This is a genomic window from Mesorhizobium sp. WSM1497, assembly GCF_001672455.2.
GTDB classification, from domain to species: Bacteria; Pseudomonadota; Alphaproteobacteria; order Rhizobiales; family Rhizobiaceae; genus Mesorhizobium; species Mesorhizobium ciceri.
On the sequence record NZ_CP021070.1, the window covers coordinates 3,948,353 to 3,967,310 of the forward strand.

An 18,958-nucleotide genomic window follows, 5' to 3' on the forward strand; every position below is an offset into this window, starting at 1 on the left:
CCAATCCCGTTTATTCGACGCCCGTTTGCCGGGAATTGACCTTGGCCTCATCTCGTCGGCGGTAGCGGATGCCTGACGTCTGTAGAACGATGTCGGGAATGCATGTTCTTGCGCCGACCAAGGAATCAGCCCAGCATCCAAGGGCTGGGAGAGAAAAAGCATTTATGGCCGGACGCGGCATATCTGCGACCCGACGATCCGGCCACTGGGAAGATACGTTCCGGGAACGGGCAAGCGAAACGCTTGATGCTCGTTTGAAAGGAACGTTTCCATGTCTGCTGCCACACTCAGATCGGCCAATGCCGTTCAACCGGCTGGCCGACTTTTGTTTTCCCTGTTCGCGATCGGCGCGATGGCAATGCTGACGGCACCTGCCTTCGCGCATGACGCCACGCCCACGGCGGCAAAGCCACAAGGCTGGAGTTATCCGTTCGCATGCTGCGCCAACTATGATTGTCGCACGACCCATACGGGCGAAGTGCTGGAGAAACCCGAGGGCTATGTCATCGCCGGAACGGGTGAGGTCGTTCCAATGACCGACAAGCGTGTCAAGGACAGCCCGGACGGCGAGTTCCATTGGTGCGCGCACCAGGGGGGGCTCGACGCCGGCAGGACAATCTGCCTGTTCGTGCCGCCGCGCTCTTATTGACGATAGGAACGCATTCCGAAGTCCGCCTGAGCGCGTGTGACGGGACGGGCTTGCTGAGACCAGCCTGTCGCGGTAGCGCCGGGTGATGCTTGCTGACAGACAGTTGTCAGGAGCACCTCTTTATGCTGCCTTTGCCGCACAGGGTGGCGGCGACAGGAGGAGTTCGTTGATGACCATCAAGGCAAGCTGTCATTGCAAGGCGACGACGTTCGAGGTTTCGCAAGCACCGCAGACGGTGACGCAATGCACCTGTTCTTTCTGCTCGAAACGCGGCTCGCTCTGGGCCTATTACGTGCCTTCGCAATTCAAGCTCACCAGCCCGATGGAGAACGTCTCTTTCTATCGTTGGGGGTCGAAGACCGTAAAGCACGGTTTTTGCGCCACCTGCGGCTGCGGCACCTTTACCGAAACGCCGGACTGGTCGACAGGCGAGCCGGATTTCGACAATCGCAAGATCAGCGTCAACTCGCGGCTGTTCGATGATTTCGATCTCGAAAAGGTCGAAGTGGTTGTCATAGACGGCAAGAACCTCTGGTAGCTTATCCAAACAATTCCGGCACGGCGATGCGGCGCCACCACCGGGTATTGGTCTCTCGGGAAAAGCCGTGAACGGCGCTTTTGCCGTTCCGCTTTTCGCCGCAATTCATGGTACAAGTCGCGGGAAGGGCTGATTTGGCGCCACCGCAAGGCGTGACTTGGAGAGGGACCATCCTATGAAAAAGACTGTGCTCGTCGTCGTGGCGACGGCTGTGCTCGTGAGCGCCTGCACCACCACCGATCCGTATACAGGCGACCAGAAGATTTCCAACACGGCAGCCGGTGCCGGCCTTGGCGCCCTGGCGGGTGCCAGCCTTGGCCTGCTTGCCGGTGGCAACGACCGCCGCAACGCACTGATCGGCGCCGGCATCGGCGCGCTGGCCGGCGGCGCCATCGGCGCCACGATGGACCAGAACGAGGCCGAACTGCGCCGGCAGCTCGAGGGCACCGGTGTCAGCGTCACCCGCAGCGGCGACCAGATCATCCTCAACATGCCGTCCGATATCACTTTCAACTCGGATCAGGATGCGGTGAAGCCCGGCTTCTATCAGGTCCTGAACTCCGTCGCGCTGGTGCTGAAGAAGTTCAAGCAGACCACGGTCGACGTGTTCGGCCACACCGATTCGACCGGTGGCGACCAGCACAATTTCGATTTGTCGCAGCGTCGTGCTTTGGCGGTGGCGAACTATCTGTCCGGTCAGGGCGTGGATCAGCGGCGCTTCGCCGTCACAGGCTTCGGCAAGACACGTCCGGTCGCATCCAATGCCACAGCCGAAGGTCGGGCCCAGAACCGCCGCGTCGAGATCCAGCTGTCGCCGCTCACCTGATCCGTCCGGCAAGCGGATGCGAAACGGCCCTCATGCGGGGCCGTTTTTGTTTGAGCTGACATCAGCGCTCTGGATGGGTACGGTATAGATTTAGTTATTGCTAAAATATAGCTTTCCGGCGGCCATGGAAAGGAATAGCATCATGGCAGTCCAGCGGGGATGAGGCGGTGTAACCGGCCGCGCAATCAGCATTTTTCCGCCTCGGTCTTGCACGGCCAGATCAGAAATCTGGGAGGAATGCATGACAAGAACAGCCAGCCTTGGGCGCTGTGGCGTCCTCGTTTTAACAGGTTTGGTAGGCGCGTGGCTGAACGTTGCTTCGGCTCGGGCCGAGGACGCCAACAAGGCCGACATCGAAGCCTTGAAAAAGTCGCTCGCCAAATATGAGGATTACACCGCTGCCGTCCGCGACCTCTATCTGTCGACGGTCGGCTGCGTCTACTACAGCGGAGAAAAGATAGCGGGCGCGATGGATTACCCGAAGGGCGCCATGGGTATTCACTTCGTCAATGTCCCGAGTGTCGGCCAGAAGCTCGACCCGATGCACCCCAACGTGCTGATCTATGAACCGACCAAGAAGGGTTTGCGGCTGGTGGGCGCGGAATGGCTGGTGCCTCTGACGCCGGACATAAAGGAGCCTCCGAAGCTGTTTGGCCAAACCTTCATGGGGCCGATGGAGGGGCACTACCCTCTCATCCCGAAGGAGTTCGTCCACTATGACCTTCATGCCTGGCTCGGAGACAATCCGAACGGCATGTTCAGTCCGACGAACCCGAACGTGAAATGCTCGAAGGCCGAGTTTCCGATGCTGGAAAAACCGACCAAGATGATGCCTGGGCCGATGTAACGGGCGAACCAGGCTGGAGCTCTACCGAGAAGGCAAGCCGGATGGCTGGCTTGCCTTCGAAGCGGTCGGGATCAGACCTTGGCGACGATCCGCATGAAGGCCGGCATGTCATCGCCGAAGCCAACGGTGGAATCGTTGTCTTCCTGGTGACGTTGGCGGGCAGGGCGGCTGTTGTCTCGCTGCGGCCGGGTATCGCCGCGTTCCGGTGCGCGCTGTTCGTTGCGATCGGACGATTTGCGCTCGGTGTTTTCCGAACGGATCGCTTCCTTGCGCGAGCGCCGTTCGCCGACGTCGGCGGCTGCCGCTGCGACCTCGGCCACCGGCTGGTCCTCGCGGACTGTTTCCGGTGCCGTGTCTTCGCTGCGCTTAGCGTGGCGTTCGCGCGGTCTGCGCTCGCCGCCCTTTTCCCTGCTGCGGTCGTCGTCCTTGCGGCCGGCGCGGCGCGGTGCGCCCTTGCCACGGCGCGGAGCATCGTCCTCGCCGCCTTCGCTGGCAACCACCGTCGACAAGTCGCCGTCATGCCATTCGATCTTGTTGCCGATCAGCCGCTCGATGGCGTCGATGTATTTGGTGTCCGACCTGGTCGCGATGGTGAAGGATTTTCCGGAGCGTCCGGCGCGGCCGGTACGGCCGATACGGTGGACATAATCCTCGGCATGGATCGGCACGTCATAGTTGAAGACATGGCTGACGTCGGGGATGTCCAAGCCGCGCGCGGCGACGTCGGAAGCGACGAGGTAGCGCAGCTTGCCGTCGCGGAAATTGGCCAGCATCTGCATGCGCGCGCGCTGGTCCATGTCGCCATGCAGCGCACCGGCGTCGAAATCATACTTCAGCAGCGAGCGGAACAGTTCCGACACTTCGATCTTGCGGTTGCAGAAGATGATGGCGTTCTTCAGTTCGGCATCTTCGGCCTTGATCAGGTTGCGCAGCGTCTCGCGCTTGTCCCACGGCTTGGAGCCTGATTTGACCAGCCGCTGGGTGATGTTGGTGGCGGCGGACGCGGCCTTCGAGACCTCGACGCGCACCGGCGCATGCAGGAATTTCTCGGTCAGCTTGGTGATTTCCGGCGGCATCGTCGCCGAGAAGAACAGCGTCTGCCTGGTGAACGGGATCATCTCGCAGATGCGCTCGATGTCGGGAATGAAGCCCATGTCGAGCATGCGGTCGGCTTCGTCGATGACGAGGATCTCGACGCCATTGAGCAACAGCTTGCCGCGCTCGCGGTGATCGAGCAGGCGGCCGGGCGTCGCGATCAGCACGTCGACGCCGCGCTCCAGCTTCTTGTTCTGTTCGTCGAATGAGACACCGCCGATCAGGAGCGCGATGTTGAGCTTGTGGTTCTTGCCATATCGGATGAAATTCTCTTCGACCTGCGCGGCGAGTTCGCGCGTCGGCTCCAGGATCAGCGTGCGCGGCATACGGGCGCGGGCCCGGCCGTTTTCGAGGCGGGTCAGCATCGGCAGCACGAAGGAAGCCGTCTTGCCAGTGCCGGTCTGGGCGATGCCCAAAATATCCTTGCCGAGCAAGGCGTGCGGGATCGCACCAGCCTGGATCGGCGTCGGCTGGGTGTAGCCGGCGTCGGTGACTGCGGAAAGGACCTTCGGCGACAGGCCGAGGTCTGCGAAGGTCAACGCTTCTTGAGCGGTCGTGGTGTCTGAGGACAAGTGTTGTTGTCTTTGGCTGGTTCGGGGAAGCGCAACGGCGTCTAATGGCGTCGCGGCAAGCGCCACGCGCCTGCAAGATCGGTATTGCAATTAGGAGCAAGCCCTCGATTTGTCAACAGAAACGGGCAGCAATGGCACGATTGTGAAGTTGTAACCTTAATCGGGATGCTTAATCGACCTGTCGGTCGCAGAGCCGGCTCAATAGCGGAACTGTTCGGCGAGAATACGCTCGTTCCAGGAATGATTGGGATCGAACAGCAACGTTGCTGTCGCCGTGGGTGATTCTCGCACCGTCACCGAGGTCACCGCCTTGACCTCGGTATGGTCGGCGGCGGCGTTCACCGGCCGCTTTTCCGGCTCGCGGATGTCGAAGCGCACCGTCGCTTTGTTGGAGAGCAGCGCGCCGCGCCAGCGGCGCGGGCGAAACGGGCTGACCGGGGTCAGCGCCAGCAGCGGCGCGTCGAGCGGCAGGATCGGCCCGTGCGCCGAAAGATTATAGGCGGTGGACCCGGCCGGGGTTGCGATCATGACGCCGTCGCAGTTCAGTTCCTCAAGCCGGACCTGTTCGTCGACGGTGATGCGGATCTTGGCCGTCTGGTACGATTGACGCCACAGCGCCACCTCGTTGATAGCCAGTGCCGAAATCGTTTCGCCTTCCGAGGTCACGGCCAGCATCTCCAGCGGGCGGATGGTTTCGGCGACGGCGGCTTCGAGACGCTCGGTCAGGCCACCGGAACGATACTCGTTCATCAGGAAGCCGATGGTGCCACGGTTCATGCCGTAGACCTTCTTGCCGGTCCCCATCGTGTCGCGCAGGGTCTGCAGCAGGAAGCCGTCACCCCCAAGGGCAACGACGATCTCGGCCTCCTCGACGGAAGACTGGCCATAGCGCGCCGACAGGCTTTCCAGCGCCGTCTTGGCGTCAGCGGTGTCGGACGAGACGAAGGCGATGTGGCTGGCGGCTTTGCTCATGGCTCCCCGATGACGACCGGTTGGCAGCGGCAGGGCCGCGCCAATTTCGGGGTAGCATGGGCGGGGTAGGTCTGCAAACGGAGCCGCCATCCCGGATGGCAATGCCATTCCGGGATGGCGAGGCGACCGCGGGACGGCGGATGCGGACATGCGTTCGCGTATCATGTCAAAGGCTACGCGAATGTGATGGTTAAGACCGGCCTTAAAGTCTCGTAAAGCCGGATCGGTCATGTTAGCCGGCAGTGGATGGGTGGCGTGGGGGCTAGCCAGTCGAGGCCGACATATTGCCGGTAACACGCCTGATCATTGTCTTTCTGATGCTGGGAAGCTTCGCGCTGCTCTTTGCCGAACTGGTGCGCCAGTCCGAAGAGACGAGCTTCCGACCGCAGCCCACGGCGTCGCGCTGTGGTGACGCAGCCGGAGCGCCATGCCCGCAAAGGGCGCTGTAGCGCTGTAACCTGATCATCCTTTCGGATGACCGGCGGCATTGGCGGCCGCTTCGGTGCGCGACATCGCGCGGCAGTTTCTCTCCTTAAAAACAGAGGCCGGTCGGCTGCCGCACGTTCCACTCGTGAAAGCTTGCTGTTTGCACTCGCGGCGCTTGGCGGTGTAGATGGGTGCACCGATTGGCGGAAAGGTTTTTGGGTAGCCTCGTATCCGCCGTTGTTGGGAAACAAGCCCTGCGGCTCGTTGACTGGCCGGGTGTCTGGAGCAGGGGGGTCCATGTCGCGCAGCGTGTTGATTTCTGGTGGCTGCGGCTTCCTCGGCTCACATCTGGTCGACCGTCTGTTGCGGCGAAGCGATCTGGAAAAGCTGATCGTCGTCGACAATCTTTGGACCGGGACGCGAGACAACGTCGCACATATCGCCGATCCGCGTTTCGATCTGCAGATTGCCGATGCCGAAAGCTTTTCATCCCTTCAACGCTTCGATGAGATCATCCATCTCGCGTCGCCGGCTTCGCCGCTTTGGTACATGCGCGAGCCGGTACGCACGATCAAGGCCAACATCGGCGGCGCGCTCAATCTTCTGACGCTGCTCAAGCCCGGCGGCCGTTTCTGCTTCGCCTCGACCTCGGAAGTCTATGGCGACCCCCTGGTTTCACCCCAACCCGAAAGTTACAGGGGATCGGTGGACTGCACCGGTCCCAGGGCCTCTTATGATGAAAGCAAACGCTGCACCGAGGCATTGCTGTTCGAACAGCAGCGGGTTGTCGGGCTCGACATTCGCGTCGTCAGGATTTTCAACACATATGGGCCGCGAACCCGCATCGACGACGGACGCGCCGTTTCGAACTTTGCCATCCAGGCTCTGACAACCGGGGTGCTGACGGTCTATGGCGACGGGTCCCAATCGCGCAGTTGGGGTTACGTCGACGACATCGTCGAGGGGCTGGAACGTTACTTCTGGCGCGACGGCATCTCGCATCGCGGCCCTCTGAACATCGGCAACGATCACGAGGTTTCCGTCCTGCGCATCGCGGAATTCGTCAGGTCGCTTGTCCCCGGCAGCCGCATCGAGCACCACCCTCCGGCTCCCCAGGATCCGACAAATCGGCGTCCGGACCTGACGTCGGCGAGGCATGTCCTTCCTGGCTGGGAAGCCAGGACGGGCTATCAGGAAGGCATCGGGCGCACCTTCGATTGGTTCCGTCAGCGAATTGCGGCCGGAACCGTTGCGGCCCCAACGGCCTGACGCGCCCGGCGTCGCGGCCAAAGCTCTTTCCTGGCTGCCCACTTGGTCACCACCGCATCGGGCGCACCCATCGGCGAGCCCTGGCCGTATCCGCATAAAGATATTGACTGCATGTTTAGTCATAGTTACTCCTGAGGTCGCGAATTGAGTTGGACAGCCGGCGCCAGCCGGTGAATGGCCACCATGAAGAGGGGAATATCTCGACTGCGATGCGGCTTGCCGTTGCCGGTGCGCCGCATGCCGCAAATGCGATGTCGACGGCCGTTCTCGTGCCGTCGATCGGCATTGTCGCGGCCATCTTTTCGTCAGCAGGAACGGACCTGAGGCCGTAACGCCGCCGGTCCCAACAATGGGAGCATACAGCATGAACTGGAAACTGACCGCGACGGCCATCGGCCTGTCGCTGCTGACTGTCACGGGCGTTGCCCATGCCGACGGCGAACTCAACATCTACAATTGGGGCAACTACACCAGTCCCGAGCTGATCAAGAAGTTCGAGGAGACCTACAAGGTCAAGGTCACCGTCACCGACTATGATTCCAACGATACCGCCCTGGCCAAGGTCCGGCAGGGCGCCTCCGGCTATGACATCGTCGTGCCCTCGGCGAGCGTCGTGCCGGTCTGGATCAGCGAAGGTCTGCTCTTGGAGACCGATCCCAACAAGATGGAGAACTTCAAGAACGTCGATCCCAGGTGGGTCGATGTTCCATTCGATCCAGGCCGCAAATATACCGTTCCATGGCAGTGGGGAACGACCGGCATTTCGGTGAACAAGTCGGTTTATGCCGGCGACCCCAACACATCGGCGATCTTCCTCGACCCACCCCCCGAACTCGTCGGCAAGATCAATGTCGTACCCGAAATGGGTGACATCATGTTTCTCGCCATCGCTTACGAGGGTGGCAAATATTGCAGCAGCGACATGCAGATGCTGAAGAAGGTGCATGACAAGCTGGTGGAGGCCAAGGCGAAATGGCTTTCGCTCGACTATGCGGCCGTCGATGGCCTGGGCAGGGGCGACATCGCCGCGGGCGTCAACTGGAACGGCATATCGCTGCGCGAGCGGCTTGAGAACGACAAGATCGTCTATGGCTATCCCAAGGAAGGCTATCCGATCTGGATGGACAATGTCGCTGTCCTCAAGGACGCCAAAAACGTCGACAACGCCAAGCTGTTCCAGAATTTCATCATGGATCCGCAGAATGCGGCACTGATCTCAGCCTTTGCGCGTTATTCGAACGGTATCAAGGGCTCGGAAGCCTTCATGCCCGACGACATGAAGACCGCGCCGGAAGTCAACATTCCCGCCGATTTCGCCGCCAAGGGCCAGTTCATGCAGGCATGCCCGCCCGACGTGCAGGCGCTCTACACGAAGATCTGGACCGATCTGCAGAAATGACCTGACCAGGCTTTCCCGCGCCGCAGCACGCGGCGCGGTCATCTCCGTCCATGCAACGCGATGCGCAGATCGCAGGAGACTTCCCATGACCGATCTCGACCTTTGCTACATGCCGGCCAGCGAGGCGCTGCGGCTGTTCAAGGCAAAGAAGCTTTCGCCCGTCGAACTGATGCAGGCCACCATCCGCCGCGCCGAAGCCACCAAGCCGACGATCAACTGCCTCACCTTCACGCATTTCGACGAGGCGATGGATCTGGCCAGGAAAGCCGAGGCGAAATACGCCAGGGGGGCCCGTACCGGGGCGCTCGAGGGGCTGCCGATCGGCATCAAGGACGAGAGCTACATCAAGGACAAGCCGACCTCGCACGGCTCGCTGCTGTCCCGGGATGCCATCGGTGGCCATACGTCGACGATGAACGAGCGCATCATCAAGGCCGGAGGCATTGTCCATGCCCGCACGGCGACGCCTGAATTCAGCTGCGCCGGCTACACCTGGTCGAAACGCTGGGGCGTGACGCGCAATCCGTGGAACCCGGATTTCACGCCCGGCGGTTCGTCCGGCGGTGCCGCGGCGACGCTGGCGTCCGGCACGTCGTCGATCGCCACCGGCTCGGACATTGCCGGGTCGATCCGAATTCCCGCGTCGGCCTGCGGTCTTGTCGGCTTCAAGCCGCCTTACGGGCGCAATCCGGACGAGCCGCCGTTCAACCTCGATTTCTACTGCCACACCGGACCTTTGGCGCGAAACGTCGGGGATGCGATCCTGCTGCAGAACGTGATGGCCGGACCGAGCCCGCTCGACATCGCCACGCTCCGCCCCAAACTGCGCCTGCCCAGCGACTACAAGCCGATCAAGGGCTGGAAGATTGCTTTCTCGATGGACCTCGGTTCTTTCGAAGTGGACCCCGATGTGCGCAAGAACACGCTTGCCGCCTGCGATGTGTTTCGCTCGCTTGGCGCCACGGTCGAGGAAGTCGATCTGGGCTGGGGCGACGACGTGCTCAAGGCGGGCATGGCCTATCTCGAACATCTGTTCGGCGCCTCACTGTCGCAACTGCTCAAGGAGCACGGCAAGGACATGACGAGCTATGCCAGGCAGTTCGCCGAGGACGGGCAAAGGTCGAAGGCGACGGACTTTGTCGGAACACTGGAAGTGGCGGCCAGGATGTACCAGACGCTGGGGCCGCTGCTGGAGACCTACGATGTGCTGATCTGCCCGACCAACGCGCTTCCCGCCGTGCCGGCGGAGTTCGATCAGACAACGGGCACGGTCGAGATCAACGGCAAGCAGGTGAACCCGTCGCTTGGCTGGGTGATGACGACGCCGTTCAACATGATGAGCCGCTGTCCGGTTCTATCCGTGCCGTCGGGCCGGGCGGCAAGCGGCGTGCCGACAGGCATCCAGATCGTCGGCCGCACCTATTGCGATGCCGATGTCTTCCGGGCGGCCATGGCCTATGAGACGGCCAAGGGGCAGTGGTACACAAACGCCGAAACGCGCCCGTCGCTATAACAGGGCGATGCGGCCCTTGCCGCGATCGTGGTTGATCTGCGGTTTCGGTTGTGGTGAGCCGACGCCGGACACCTCGAATAGACGGATCCGTGGCGGCGCCGGCGATCGCCGCCGCAAGATCCGAAAGGAGCTGGACGAAGATGGCGCAACAAAAAGCTGCGGCGGCAAAACGCAAAGGCGCAACGGCGAAGAATGGACGTGCCGCAAACGATGCCGCGCCGCCCAAGGACCGTCGGCGCGAACGCGGCGAAGCCAGCGTGCAGCGGATCATCGACGCCACCATCGAGCTCATCGCGGAGGAGGGGCTGGCAAGCGTCACCATGCAGCGCATCGCCGAACATGTCGGCTCGTCCAATGCCCTGGTCGTCTTCCATTTCCGCAGCAAGGAGAACCTGTTTCGCGCCGTCCTGCAGTATCTCAGCGATCGATATGATGAGCTGTGGGTGACGCTGGTGCGAGCGCCCGGCCTGTCGCCGGTTGAGCGGGCCCTGGGCGCGGTCGATTGCGCGCAACGTTTCGCCCGCCAGCACCCGAAATGGGTTTCGGTCTTTGTCGTGTTCTCCAGCGACCGCAAGAGCATGCAGATCTACAATGAGATCGGCCTGCCGAGCGATCTTGCCTACACCGCCGAAGCGCGCGAGCTGCTGATCGAGATTTCGCGCAGCGGCGGTTACACCGGCGTCGACATCGACACGCTGTCGGAGAGCCTGAATTATCTGGTTCATGGCGCCTGGTACTGGGATCATCTCAATCCATCCAGCCGCGACACCAACGTGCTGCGCAAGACCATGCTGCTCCTGCTGCATCAGGCATTCCCGCGGCATTTCGAACTGATGCGCTAGAGCAATTCCAGGAAAAGTGTGAAACGGTTTTCCGTCCGGAATTGCGCCAAGCAAGGAGTTGGAGTGGTTCGCCGTTTCCGTGAAACGGTGAACCGCTCTGACCGCTTTCAGGGCTGCCGCAGATGGCAGCCGGCTCGCCGCTTTTGTTCCAGATACTCGTCGACGAGCTGGCGGTAGCGCACCTTGCCGAAACTCGGGAAATGGCCGCCATGCACGACCGAGACATCGAGGTCGCGCAGGCGCAGCAGTGTCGCCATGTAGTCTGATATGTCCGAGTGGTAGACGTCGTCGATCAGCGGGCCGTCATAGATGATGTCGCCTGATAACAGGATGCCCGTCCTGTTTTCATAGAGCGCGATGCCGCCGGGCGAATGGCCGGGCGTGTGGATCACCTCGAAGGCACGATCGCCGAGATCGACGACGTCCCCATGCTTGAGCAAACGGCCTGCCGGTGCGGGCGGAATACGGTAGCGCGCCGTGTTCCAGCCTTGCGGCTGGCAATCGAACATTTCGTCGGTCGCATAGGTGCCGGCTGCCGTCCACTCGTTACGCGGATCGGCGAGGATGTCGGCCTCGGCAGCGTGCACGCAGCGCTCGGGAAATTCGTGGTGACAGCCGATATGGTCGAAATGCGTGTGGCTGGCGACGCAGGTCAGATTTCGCTCGGTCACCAGCGGCACGTGACGCCTGAGGCTGAAATGGCCGAGCCCGGTGTCGAACAGAAGGTCACGATCGCGGCCGCGCACATGCCACATGTTGCAGCGGAAGAACGGTTTTATCCATGGCTCGTGGATCAAGGTCACGCCATCGCCCATGCGGATGGTCTCGTACCAGTCTGGTGCCTCGATGACCGCAAGCGTTGCCATGTTTCAATCCGTCAGAAAGTTCAGTCCGTCAGCAGGATGATCTGGTAGGTATCGCAGGAAATCGCGACCCTGTCGCCCGGCTGGACGGTCGCCGTCGCGGGCAATTTGGCGATGAAGTGGAGCGAGGGGTCCTCGACGGAAACGGCGAGCACGCGCTTGAAGCTGCCCTGGAAAACCACGTCGCTTACCTCGGCTGTGCCAAGCCTGACACCGCCGCGCGCCTCGCCGAGGACAAGATGCTCCGGGCGTATGGCCAGCGCAACGGTAGAGCCGACCGGCAAGGCGCCGGGCAGCGAGACCGGCCCGACCGGCGTCGCGACGGTGCTTGTCCTATCCTTCGCCTCCGTGACCGTGCCGGCGAGGATCGTGCTTTCGCCCATGAAGGTCGCCGAAAAACGCGTCGCCGGCCGTGCGTAGACGCGCTCTGGCGGACCTTCGTCCTCGATGCGCCCGTCATTCATCACCACGCAATGGTCAGCCAGCGCCATCGCCTCTTCCTGGTCGTGCGTGACATGGATAAAGGCGGTGCCGACGCGCTTCTGGATCGCCTTCAATTCATCCTGCATCTGCCGGCGAAGTTTGAGGTCGAGGGCGCCGAGCGGCTCGTCGAGCAACAGCACCGCCGGCTCGATCACCAGCGCGCGCGCCAGCGCCACGCGCTGCCGTTGGCCGCCGGAGAGCTGATGCGGCTTCTTGTCGAAGGCAGAGGCGAGACCGACCAGCGCCAGCGCCTCGCGCGCCTTTGCGGCGCGTGTCGCGCCGTCGACGCCCTGCATGCGCAGGCCGAAGCCGACATTGCTGCCGACGCTCATATGCGGAAACAGCGCATAGTCCTGGAACACCGTCGTCGTTGGGCGCTTGGCCGGCGGCACCGACGTGCAATCCTCGCCACGGATGAACACCTTGCCTTCGCTGGGCGTGACGAAGCCGCCCAGAATGGACAAGAGCGTCGTCTTGCCGGAGCCGGACGGCCCGAGCAGGATCGTGTAGCTGCCGGGCTCGATCTGCAGCGAGACATCCTTCAGCACGGTGTGCTGGCCGAAGCGATGCGAGACACTGCTGATGTCGACGAGGGGCGCGCTCATGCGGGCTTTCTCCGAAGCAATGTCAGTTCAAAAAACACCACCAGCACGATGGAGACGGCGAAGACCAGCGAGCCGACGGCATTGGTCTTGGGGTTGAGGCCGGAACGCAGCAGGTTCCAGATCTCGACCGGCAGCGTGGTGTCGAAGCGGGTGAGCAGGAAGGAGATCACGAATTCGTCCCAGGAGAAGGTCATCGACAGGAAGAAGCCGGCGAAGATGGCCGGCGCCATGACCGGCACGGTGATCAACAGCAGCACCTTCCATTCCGGCGCGCCGAGGTCGCGCGCGGCGCGCTCGATGTTGATCTGGTGGTCGCCCATCTGGCTGTAGATGATGGCAAAGCACAGCGGCAGATTGATCACGACATGGCCGATGCCGGCGGCAAGCAAGGATTTCGGTACGCCGGCCCAGTTGAACAGCACCAGCAGCCCCATGCCGATGATGAGATAGCTGACCGTCAGCGGCAGGGTGATCAGCCCGCGCAGCAGGCCGGAGCCGGGCAGGACGAAGCGGGCAAAACCCCAGGCGGAAAGGAAGCCGAGCGTCACGGCGGCGAGCGACGAGATGGACGCGACCAGCAGCGAATTGACCAACGCCGAAGTCAGCCGTGGGTCCGAGAGCACTGCGTCGTACCAGCGCAGCGATGGGCCGGTGAAGGGCGGGATCGGGAACGACGTCGCCTGCAGCGAAAACAGCACCAGCACGATCACGGGCAGGAAGATGAAGCCGTAGACGGCAAGCGCGTAGAGCCAGGAGGCGATGCGGACAATCCTGCGCATCTCAGGCCCGCTCGATCTTCAGCCAGCGGGCGCAGGCGAGATAGGCGATGGTGACCACCGCCATCAGGATGATCGACAGCGCCGAGGCCAGCGGAAAGTCGCCGCGCCGGCCGATCTGCATCATCACCAGCTGCGGCATCAGCAGCTCGTTGTTGCCGCCCAGGATCTGCGGCGTGATGTAGTCGCCGATGCACAGCACGAAAGTGAGGAAGGCGCCGACCATGATGCCGGGCAAGGTCAGCGGCAGCACGACATGCAGGAAGGTTCGCACCGGCCCGGCGCCGAGATCGGCGGCCGCCTTGCGGTAGCTCGGGCTGAGCTGTTTGAGATTGGCGAAGATCGTCAGCGTCAACAACATGACGAAGAAGTGCACGAAGCCGGTGATGGTGGCGAAACGCGTGTTGGCGAGATGCACAGGCTCGCTGATGAGGCCGGAGCCGGTCAGCGCCCGGTTTACGACGCCGTTCTGCGCCAGCACCAGCAGCCAGGAATAGGAGCGCACGACATAGGAGGTCCAGAACGGCAGCACCGCCAGCATCAGCGCCAGCCGCTGCCAGCGCTCCGGCACCTGTTCGGCGAGGATCCAGGCGAAGGGATAGGCGAGCAGCACCGAGACCACGGTGACGATCGCGGTCACCTCAAGCGAGTTCACCATCGCCTGCCAGTAGGAAGGGTTGGTGAAGAATTGGCTGTAGTTGGACAGCGTGAAGCCGCCGCCCTCATGCGCCGTCAGGCTGGAAAACCCCATGGCAATGAACGGCAGCACGAAGAACAGCAGCGTCCAGCCGAGCGCCGGCGTGACCAGCGCCCAGGGCAGAGCAGAGCTCGCCCGGGGCAGAGCAGAGCTCGCCCGGGGCAGGGTACGGCCCGCCCGGGGCAAGGGGTTGTCTCCAGCCGAGCTCATGAGCGCTATCGGCTCATTTCGCCTGCAGCATTTCGGTCCACATGTCCTGCATCTTCTTGTCGAGATCGGCGTTCGGCGCCGGATAGGCCTGGGCACGCGTCAGGAAGCCCGGCTGTTCGTCGAAGCGCAGCACCTTCTTCTGGTCGTCGGTCAGTGCTGCCTTGGTGTTGGCCGGCATGCCCCAGTAGCAGGAGGAGGTGGCAAGCCGCGCCTGGCCCTCCGGGCTCATAATGTACTGGATGAACTTCAGCGCCATGTCCTTGTTCTTGGAATCCTTGAACATGGCCAGCGACTGCGACCACAGAACCGCCCCCTCCTTCGGGATGGAGAAGTCCAGCGCCGGGTTTTCCTTGGCCAGGCCCGCCGTCACCCATTCGCCGCCGCCGACCAGTATGTCGACCTCGCCCGTCGCCAGCGCCGTCTGGCTGGCGGTCACTTCGCCGACCAGCTTGGCATTGGCTTTCATCTTCAAGAGCTCGTCCTTGAGGGCGGGCAGGTCGGCTTCGGTGAGATCGGCCGTCTTCTTGCCGATCGCCAGTGCGGCCATGCCGATGACCGGCAGGTAGTAGTCGTAGATGGCGACCTTGCCCTTGTACTTGTCGCCGGTCAGGGCCGCCATCGACTGCATGTCGGCCGGGTCGACCTTGGTCTTGTTGTAGCCGATCGTGTTGTAGCCGAACTTTTCGGTGATGCCGTAGCGCTTGCCGCCGACCATGGTGGAGCCGTCCATCTTCACCTGCGCAAACAGGTCGGCCAGCGGCAGCTTGTCTTCCGGCAGCGGCTCGAACAGGCCTTTTTCGACGCCGCGCGGCACGTCGATCGAATCGATCACCATCACGTCCCAGTCGCCCGGCTGCGACTGTTCGACGATGGCGAGACCTGCGCCGGTGCCCTCGAACTCCTTGACGTTGACCTTGACGCCATTGGCCTCCTCGAAGGGCTGCAGCAGTGCTGGATCGGCATGATCGCACCAGATCAGCGCGTTGAGGTCGGCGGCCTGGACAGCGCTGCCGGCTGCGAGCAACAGCGCCGCGGCCTCGCACGCAGCATGCAGATGGCTCTTCAACATGGAAAGCGAATTCATGGTCTTGGAATGTGCGGACATCGAGTGTTCTCCCTTGCCTTTGTGGCTTCTTGCAAAAAATTGAACCAATTCTAAAATTGAGTCAATTCTGTTTTTGTGGCAAGAGGCTGGAATGAGCGGATTGCGGGCAAGGCAAAAGGCGGACCGGCACAGGCGCATCATCGAGGCGGCGGCGGAACTGTTTCGCGAGGCCGGCTATGAAGGCGCCAAGATCGAGGCGATCGCCGCGCAGGCCGAGGTCTCGGTCGGCACCATCTACAACTACTATGAGAACAAGGGCGACATCCTCGGCGCCATCGTCTCGCTGGAGGTCAACGAGGTGCTGAATGCCGGGCAGGGCGTCGTCGCCAGGCCGCCGGCCAATGTCGGCGATGCGCTGGATACGCTGATCGGCATCTACATCGAGCACTCGCTGCACTATCTCAGCAAGGAGATGTGGCGGCAGGCGATGGCGATCTCGACGCAACTGCCCGACAGCCCGTTCGGCCAGGCCTACACCGCGCTCGACCGCGCGCTGACCGAACAGATCCGCGCCCTGATCGCCCGCCTGCAGGCGCTCGGCCTGGTGCGCCAGGACATCGACGGGGCGGCGCTCGGCGAACTGATCTTCAACAACATGAACATGATGTTCATCGAGTTCGTGAAACGCGACGCGGCGAGGATACCGGAGCTGCGCGCAGCGATACGGAGGCAGAACCGGATTTTGGTGGCGGCGATCGGGGTGTGAGGGAGTCAGGAGCAGACAGGAGAAAATCGTCGGTTCGGCATATTGTCATTTCACACCAGCGCTCGCCTCTTGAGTTGAATTTAAAACCTGGTACAACTTAAGGGGGCATAAAAAGGGGAGGCGTAAATGGGGGCGTTTTCCATCTGGCATTGGGCGATCATGCTGCTGTTGATCGGCGTGCCTGTTTTCTTTGCTGTTCGATCGGCCGCGAAGCCGTCGCAGAATCCTGAGGCTCTTGTGGGCTTCGGCGGCTGGCTGATGCTGCTGGCTATCGGTCAGGCATTGTCACCGCTGCGCACACTCGCCGAATTGGGGGCCTCCAGCGATGGCTACAACCAGCTCATGCTGGTGCCGAATGGACCATGGTGGTCTATGGCGAGGTTGCCCTGCTGCTGGCATTCATGGTGCTTCAGCTTGTGGTGCTCGTTGCCATGCTGAGGCGGAGCCTTCGGTTCAAGCAGTTGTTTCTCATCCAATGGCTCGCAATCCCGGTGGCGGTCATACTGGACGCGATCTGGGTCTCCACCGCGATCGGGGTTTCGGTTCGGCAAGTGGTCACTGGCGAGGCGCTTGCGACGCACATAGTCTCGTTTGTGCTGATAGGGCTCTGGGTCGCCTACGTCTACAAGTCCGTCAGGGTGCGGAATACCTTCACCAGGGTTGGGGCATCCACCCAGGTTGCTGGCGCGTCGTAGAAGAAGGCACAACTTGGAATGTTGGAACTGCGCGCGGCGATCCGCGGGCAGAACCGAATTCTTGTGGCGGCGATTGGGGTGTGACCTCGTGCACCACTATGTCGCCATCGAACCTGGAACGGCCAGATCCTGAGCCGACCGACCTCGACCATCATCCGTGACGGCTGCGACCTTTTGGAAGGTCTTTATTTCGTCCTCATTTATACGTGCTGCCCGCGCTCTCGCCTGGAGATCAACCAGGCGCGCCACGAGCGATTGCGACGTCTCGACTTCAGGGTTCATCATTTTCATTTGTCCGATTGAGTGGCGATTTGACGAGCGCAACCCGCCGGCATCCCTGCCGGCGGGCCTGGCCGGTTCGAAGTTTCAGTCGTAGACTTTCACAATCTTGCGTGTGCTCGGGTCCACCAAAACCGTTCGGTTGTCGACCACCGTATAGCGGTATTTGACGTTGGGAACCTCGTGGAGTTCGACCGTGTCTGGCAGAGCCGTGCCGACATTCAACTCCACCCCCGGAAGCTTCACAGAAGCCAAGGGTTGCTTCTTCACGTATTCGCGGACGACGGTGTCCTGTTCCGGTGTGATAACCACATCCTGTGCCGCAACCGCGCCGACGCTGGCCAATAGCAAGAGCGCCGCAGCGGCGCTGCTTAGGTGCATCCTCATTTGTTTTTCTCCTCTTGTAACCTGGCGGCAGCACGATCGGCTGGGCACCACCCGAACACGTCGCCAGGCCAAACGTTCCTCATACGGGCCTCTGTCTGAATCCGCGCAGGACCAAAGTCTGGTTGGAAAACGCAATGGTCTTACCCGTTGGGAGTAGGCGGAACGGCTTAGGCCTAAAGGTTGTTGTCTCTGCAAATTCGGAGAGAAACAGTGGAAAAAAGTGTCGGCCAGGCGCGATGGTTGCTCGCACCGATTTTCGCAACAGCCATCACCTTCCTGGTGATGGGGGTCGTTCTTGGCTGACACGGCGTGGATCGGCGCAGCTACGTCCCTTCCTGCGCTGATAGGATCCGTGAGCCGCTTCGGCAGCTGACGGGTCCTGTATTTCACCGTGCGCCCACGCATGCTCATTCGGCAGGCGTGGGCGCATTTCTAGCTCATGTACCTTGGGAGGTTTATTATGGATCGGCGATCCTTCTTGACTGCAATGTTTGGCGTTGCCGGGGTAGCGGCCCTTGCAAGCGCTGTCCGCCCAACTGACGCAATGGCGGGTGTTCCAGGGGCCGGACACGGCATCCTCGATGAACTTGAGACGCCACAAACAGAGACCCTTGAAGAAGACGCACAGGCAGAAGTGCAGCAAGTCTACCATCGGGAATGGCACTACCGTCCCCACCGCCGCCGGCGGGGCTGGAGACGGGTTTGCCGCAGTTATTGGCGGCATGGTCGCCGTCGCGTCCGGTGCTACCGCCGACGTGGTCCTTCGGTCGTCCTTCGATTTTAACTGATTTCCCGCCTCGGCCCGTTCCGGCTCACGCGCCGAGAACGGGCCGGTTTAGATTCTTTTCGGTGAACGATCACAATGACATTGGTCCAGAGATCGAATGAGAGTGGCAGCGCGAACCAACCGGGAAATGGCAACGATGATCGTGCGCCCGGGTTTGTGGCCTCCGTCGCTTTGCCGGACAAAGAAAACATTGCCGACCTTGTCAGGCGAACAGAGCGCATGGCCATCTTGGTGGTTCTTGGACTGAGCGGCTGGTTGATGCTCGTCCCCGCTATTTATCTTGTGCTGACGCACGGGATATGAAGCTTGCGGGACATCCGTGCGCGCCCAGGGTTGGATTGCAATCGCATCGGATCGCGGCTTCCGCAGCCGTTTCGTGTCACCGGCAATGTGGGCGGGACGGGCTGTATTGCTGGC

General features: G+C 61.9%; 19 protein-coding genes. 11 read left to right on the forward strand and 8 right to left on the reverse strand.

The features are described from left to right. Window positions 1-271 precede the first annotated feature (271 nt). The 4 genes from A9K65_RS19205 (at window position 272) to A9K65_RS19220 (ending at window position 2,860) form a co-directional block, all read left to right on the forward strand. Window positions 272-649, forward strand: a complete 378-nt coding sequence (locus A9K65_RS19205) for a hypothetical protein (protein WP_013531369.1) — start codon at window positions 272-274, stop codon at window positions 647-649. Window positions 650-818: 169 nt separating this feature from the next. Beyond that, the gene (locus A9K65_RS19210; protein ID WP_064993629.1) at window positions 819-1,187 is read left to right on the forward strand and encodes a GFA family protein; all 369 of its coding nucleotides are present in this window, start codon (window positions 819-821) and stop codon (window positions 1,185-1,187) included. 175 nt (window positions 1,188-1,362) lie between these two features. Further along, window positions 1,363-2,013 carry an OmpA family protein gene (locus A9K65_RS19215; RefSeq protein WP_013531371.1) on the forward strand — a complete coding sequence of 217 codons (651 nt, stop codon included), beginning with the start codon at window positions 1,363-1,365 and terminating at the stop codon, window positions 2,011-2,013. Window positions 2,014-2,254: 241 nt separating this feature from the next. Beyond that, window positions 2,255-2,860: a hypothetical protein gene (locus A9K65_RS19220; protein ID WP_013531372.1), complete on the forward strand. Its 606-nt coding sequence runs from the start codon at window positions 2,255-2,257 to the stop codon at window positions 2,858-2,860. 71 nt (window positions 2,861-2,931) lie between these two features. Here A9K65_RS19220 and A9K65_RS19225 read toward each other — a convergent pair whose 3' ends face one another. Together A9K65_RS19225 and A9K65_RS19230 are read right to left on the reverse strand one after the other, a co-directional pair. Then, entirely contained in the window at window positions 2,932-4,527 is a 1,596-nt protein-coding gene (locus A9K65_RS19225) for a DEAD/DEAH box helicase (RefSeq protein ID WP_064993628.1), read from the reverse strand. 198 nt (window positions 4,528-4,725) lie between these two features. After that, complete coding sequence (locus A9K65_RS19230) at window positions 4,726-5,499, reverse strand: NAD kinase (RefSeq protein WP_013531374.1); 774 nt, start codon at window positions 5,497-5,499, stop codon at window positions 4,726-4,728. Between the two features lie 723 nt (window positions 5,500-6,222). On the opposite strand from A9K65_RS19230, the gene A9K65_RS19235 reads away from it, so the two are divergent. The 4 genes from A9K65_RS19235 (at window position 6,223) to A9K65_RS19250 (ending at window position 10,948) form a co-directional block, all read left to right on the forward strand. After that, window positions 6,223-7,194 (forward strand): NAD-dependent epimerase/dehydratase family protein, encoded by a 972-nt coding sequence (locus A9K65_RS19235; protein ID WP_063168088.1) that lies wholly within the window; start codon window positions 6,223-6,225, stop codon window positions 7,192-7,194. A gap of 364 nt (window positions 7,195-7,558) precedes the next feature. Further along, window positions 7,559-8,593 (forward strand): extracellular solute-binding protein, encoded by a 1,035-nt coding sequence (locus A9K65_RS19240; protein WP_024503894.1) that lies wholly within the window; start codon window positions 7,559-7,561, stop codon window positions 8,591-8,593. An 85-nt stretch (window positions 8,594-8,678) separates the two neighbouring features. Continuing rightward, the gene (locus tag A9K65_RS19245) at window positions 8,679-10,106 is read left to right on the forward strand and encodes an amidase (protein WP_064993626.1); all 1,428 of its coding nucleotides are present in this window, start codon (window positions 8,679-8,681) and stop codon (window positions 10,104-10,106) included. A 140-nt stretch (window positions 10,107-10,246) separates the two neighbouring features. Continuing rightward, complete coding sequence (locus tag A9K65_RS19250; RefSeq protein WP_013531378.1) at window positions 10,247-10,948, forward strand: TetR/AcrR family transcriptional regulator; 702 nt, start codon at window positions 10,247-10,249, stop codon at window positions 10,946-10,948. Window positions 10,949-11,055: 107 nt separating this feature from the next. Here A9K65_RS19250 and A9K65_RS19255 read toward each other — a convergent pair whose 3' ends face one another. From A9K65_RS19255 to A9K65_RS19275, 5 genes are read right to left on the reverse strand one after another with little or no spacing between them, the layout of a single operon-like run. Further along, entirely contained in the window at window positions 11,056-11,814 is a 759-nt protein-coding gene (locus A9K65_RS19255; RefSeq protein WP_064993625.1) for an MBL fold metallo-hydrolase, read from the reverse strand. 20 nt (window positions 11,815-11,834) lie between these two features. After that, window positions 11,835-12,899, reverse strand: a complete 1,065-nt coding sequence (locus A9K65_RS19260; RefSeq protein WP_064993624.1) for an ABC transporter ATP-binding protein — start codon at window positions 12,897-12,899, stop codon at window positions 11,835-11,837. Beyond that, on the reverse strand, window positions 12,896-13,678 hold the full coding sequence (locus tag A9K65_RS19265) for an ABC transporter permease (RefSeq protein ID WP_013531381.1): 783 nt from the start codon (window positions 13,676-13,678) through the stop codon (window positions 12,896-12,898). Before A9K65_RS19265 ends, A9K65_RS19260 begins: the two co-directional genes overlap by 4 nt. Before the next feature lies 1 nt (window position 13,679). Next, window positions 13,680-14,582 (reverse strand): ABC transporter permease, encoded by a 903-nt coding sequence (locus tag A9K65_RS19270; RefSeq protein WP_064993623.1) that lies wholly within the window; start codon window positions 14,580-14,582, stop codon window positions 13,680-13,682. Window positions 14,583-14,595: 13 nt separating this feature from the next. Then, a complete protein-coding gene (locus A9K65_RS19275) occupies window positions 14,596-15,687 on the reverse strand; it encodes a spermidine/putrescine ABC transporter substrate-binding protein (protein WP_064993622.1) in 1,092 nt (363 codons plus the stop codon). 91 nt (window positions 15,688-15,778) lie between these two features. On the opposite strand from A9K65_RS19275, the gene A9K65_RS19280 reads away from it, so the two are divergent. The 3 genes from A9K65_RS19280 (at window position 15,779) to A9K65_RS36015 (ending at window position 17,088) form a co-directional block, all read left to right on the forward strand. Next, window positions 15,779-16,393 (forward strand): TetR/AcrR family transcriptional regulator, encoded by a 615-nt coding sequence (locus A9K65_RS19280; protein WP_063172289.1) that lies wholly within the window; start codon window positions 15,779-15,781, stop codon window positions 16,391-16,393. Window positions 16,394-16,519: 126 nt separating this feature from the next. Then, window positions 16,520-16,831, forward strand: coding sequence for a hypothetical protein (locus A9K65_RS36010; protein WP_245321835.1), 312 nt, complete (start codon window positions 16,520-16,522; stop codon window positions 16,829-16,831). Continuing rightward, entirely contained in the window at window positions 16,756-17,088 is a 333-nt protein-coding gene (locus tag A9K65_RS36015) for a DUF2569 family protein (protein ID WP_245321836.1), read from the forward strand. The genes A9K65_RS36010 and A9K65_RS36015 overlap by 76 nt, the downstream gene beginning before the upstream one ends. A 366-nt stretch (window positions 17,089-17,454) precedes the next feature. Here the strand turns inward: A9K65_RS36015 and A9K65_RS19295 are convergent, their stop codons facing one another. After that, entirely contained in the window at window positions 17,455-17,754 is a 300-nt protein-coding gene (locus tag A9K65_RS19295; protein WP_013531386.1) for a DUF1236 domain-containing protein, read from the reverse strand. Between the last annotated feature and the right edge of the window lie 1,204 nt (window positions 17,755-18,958).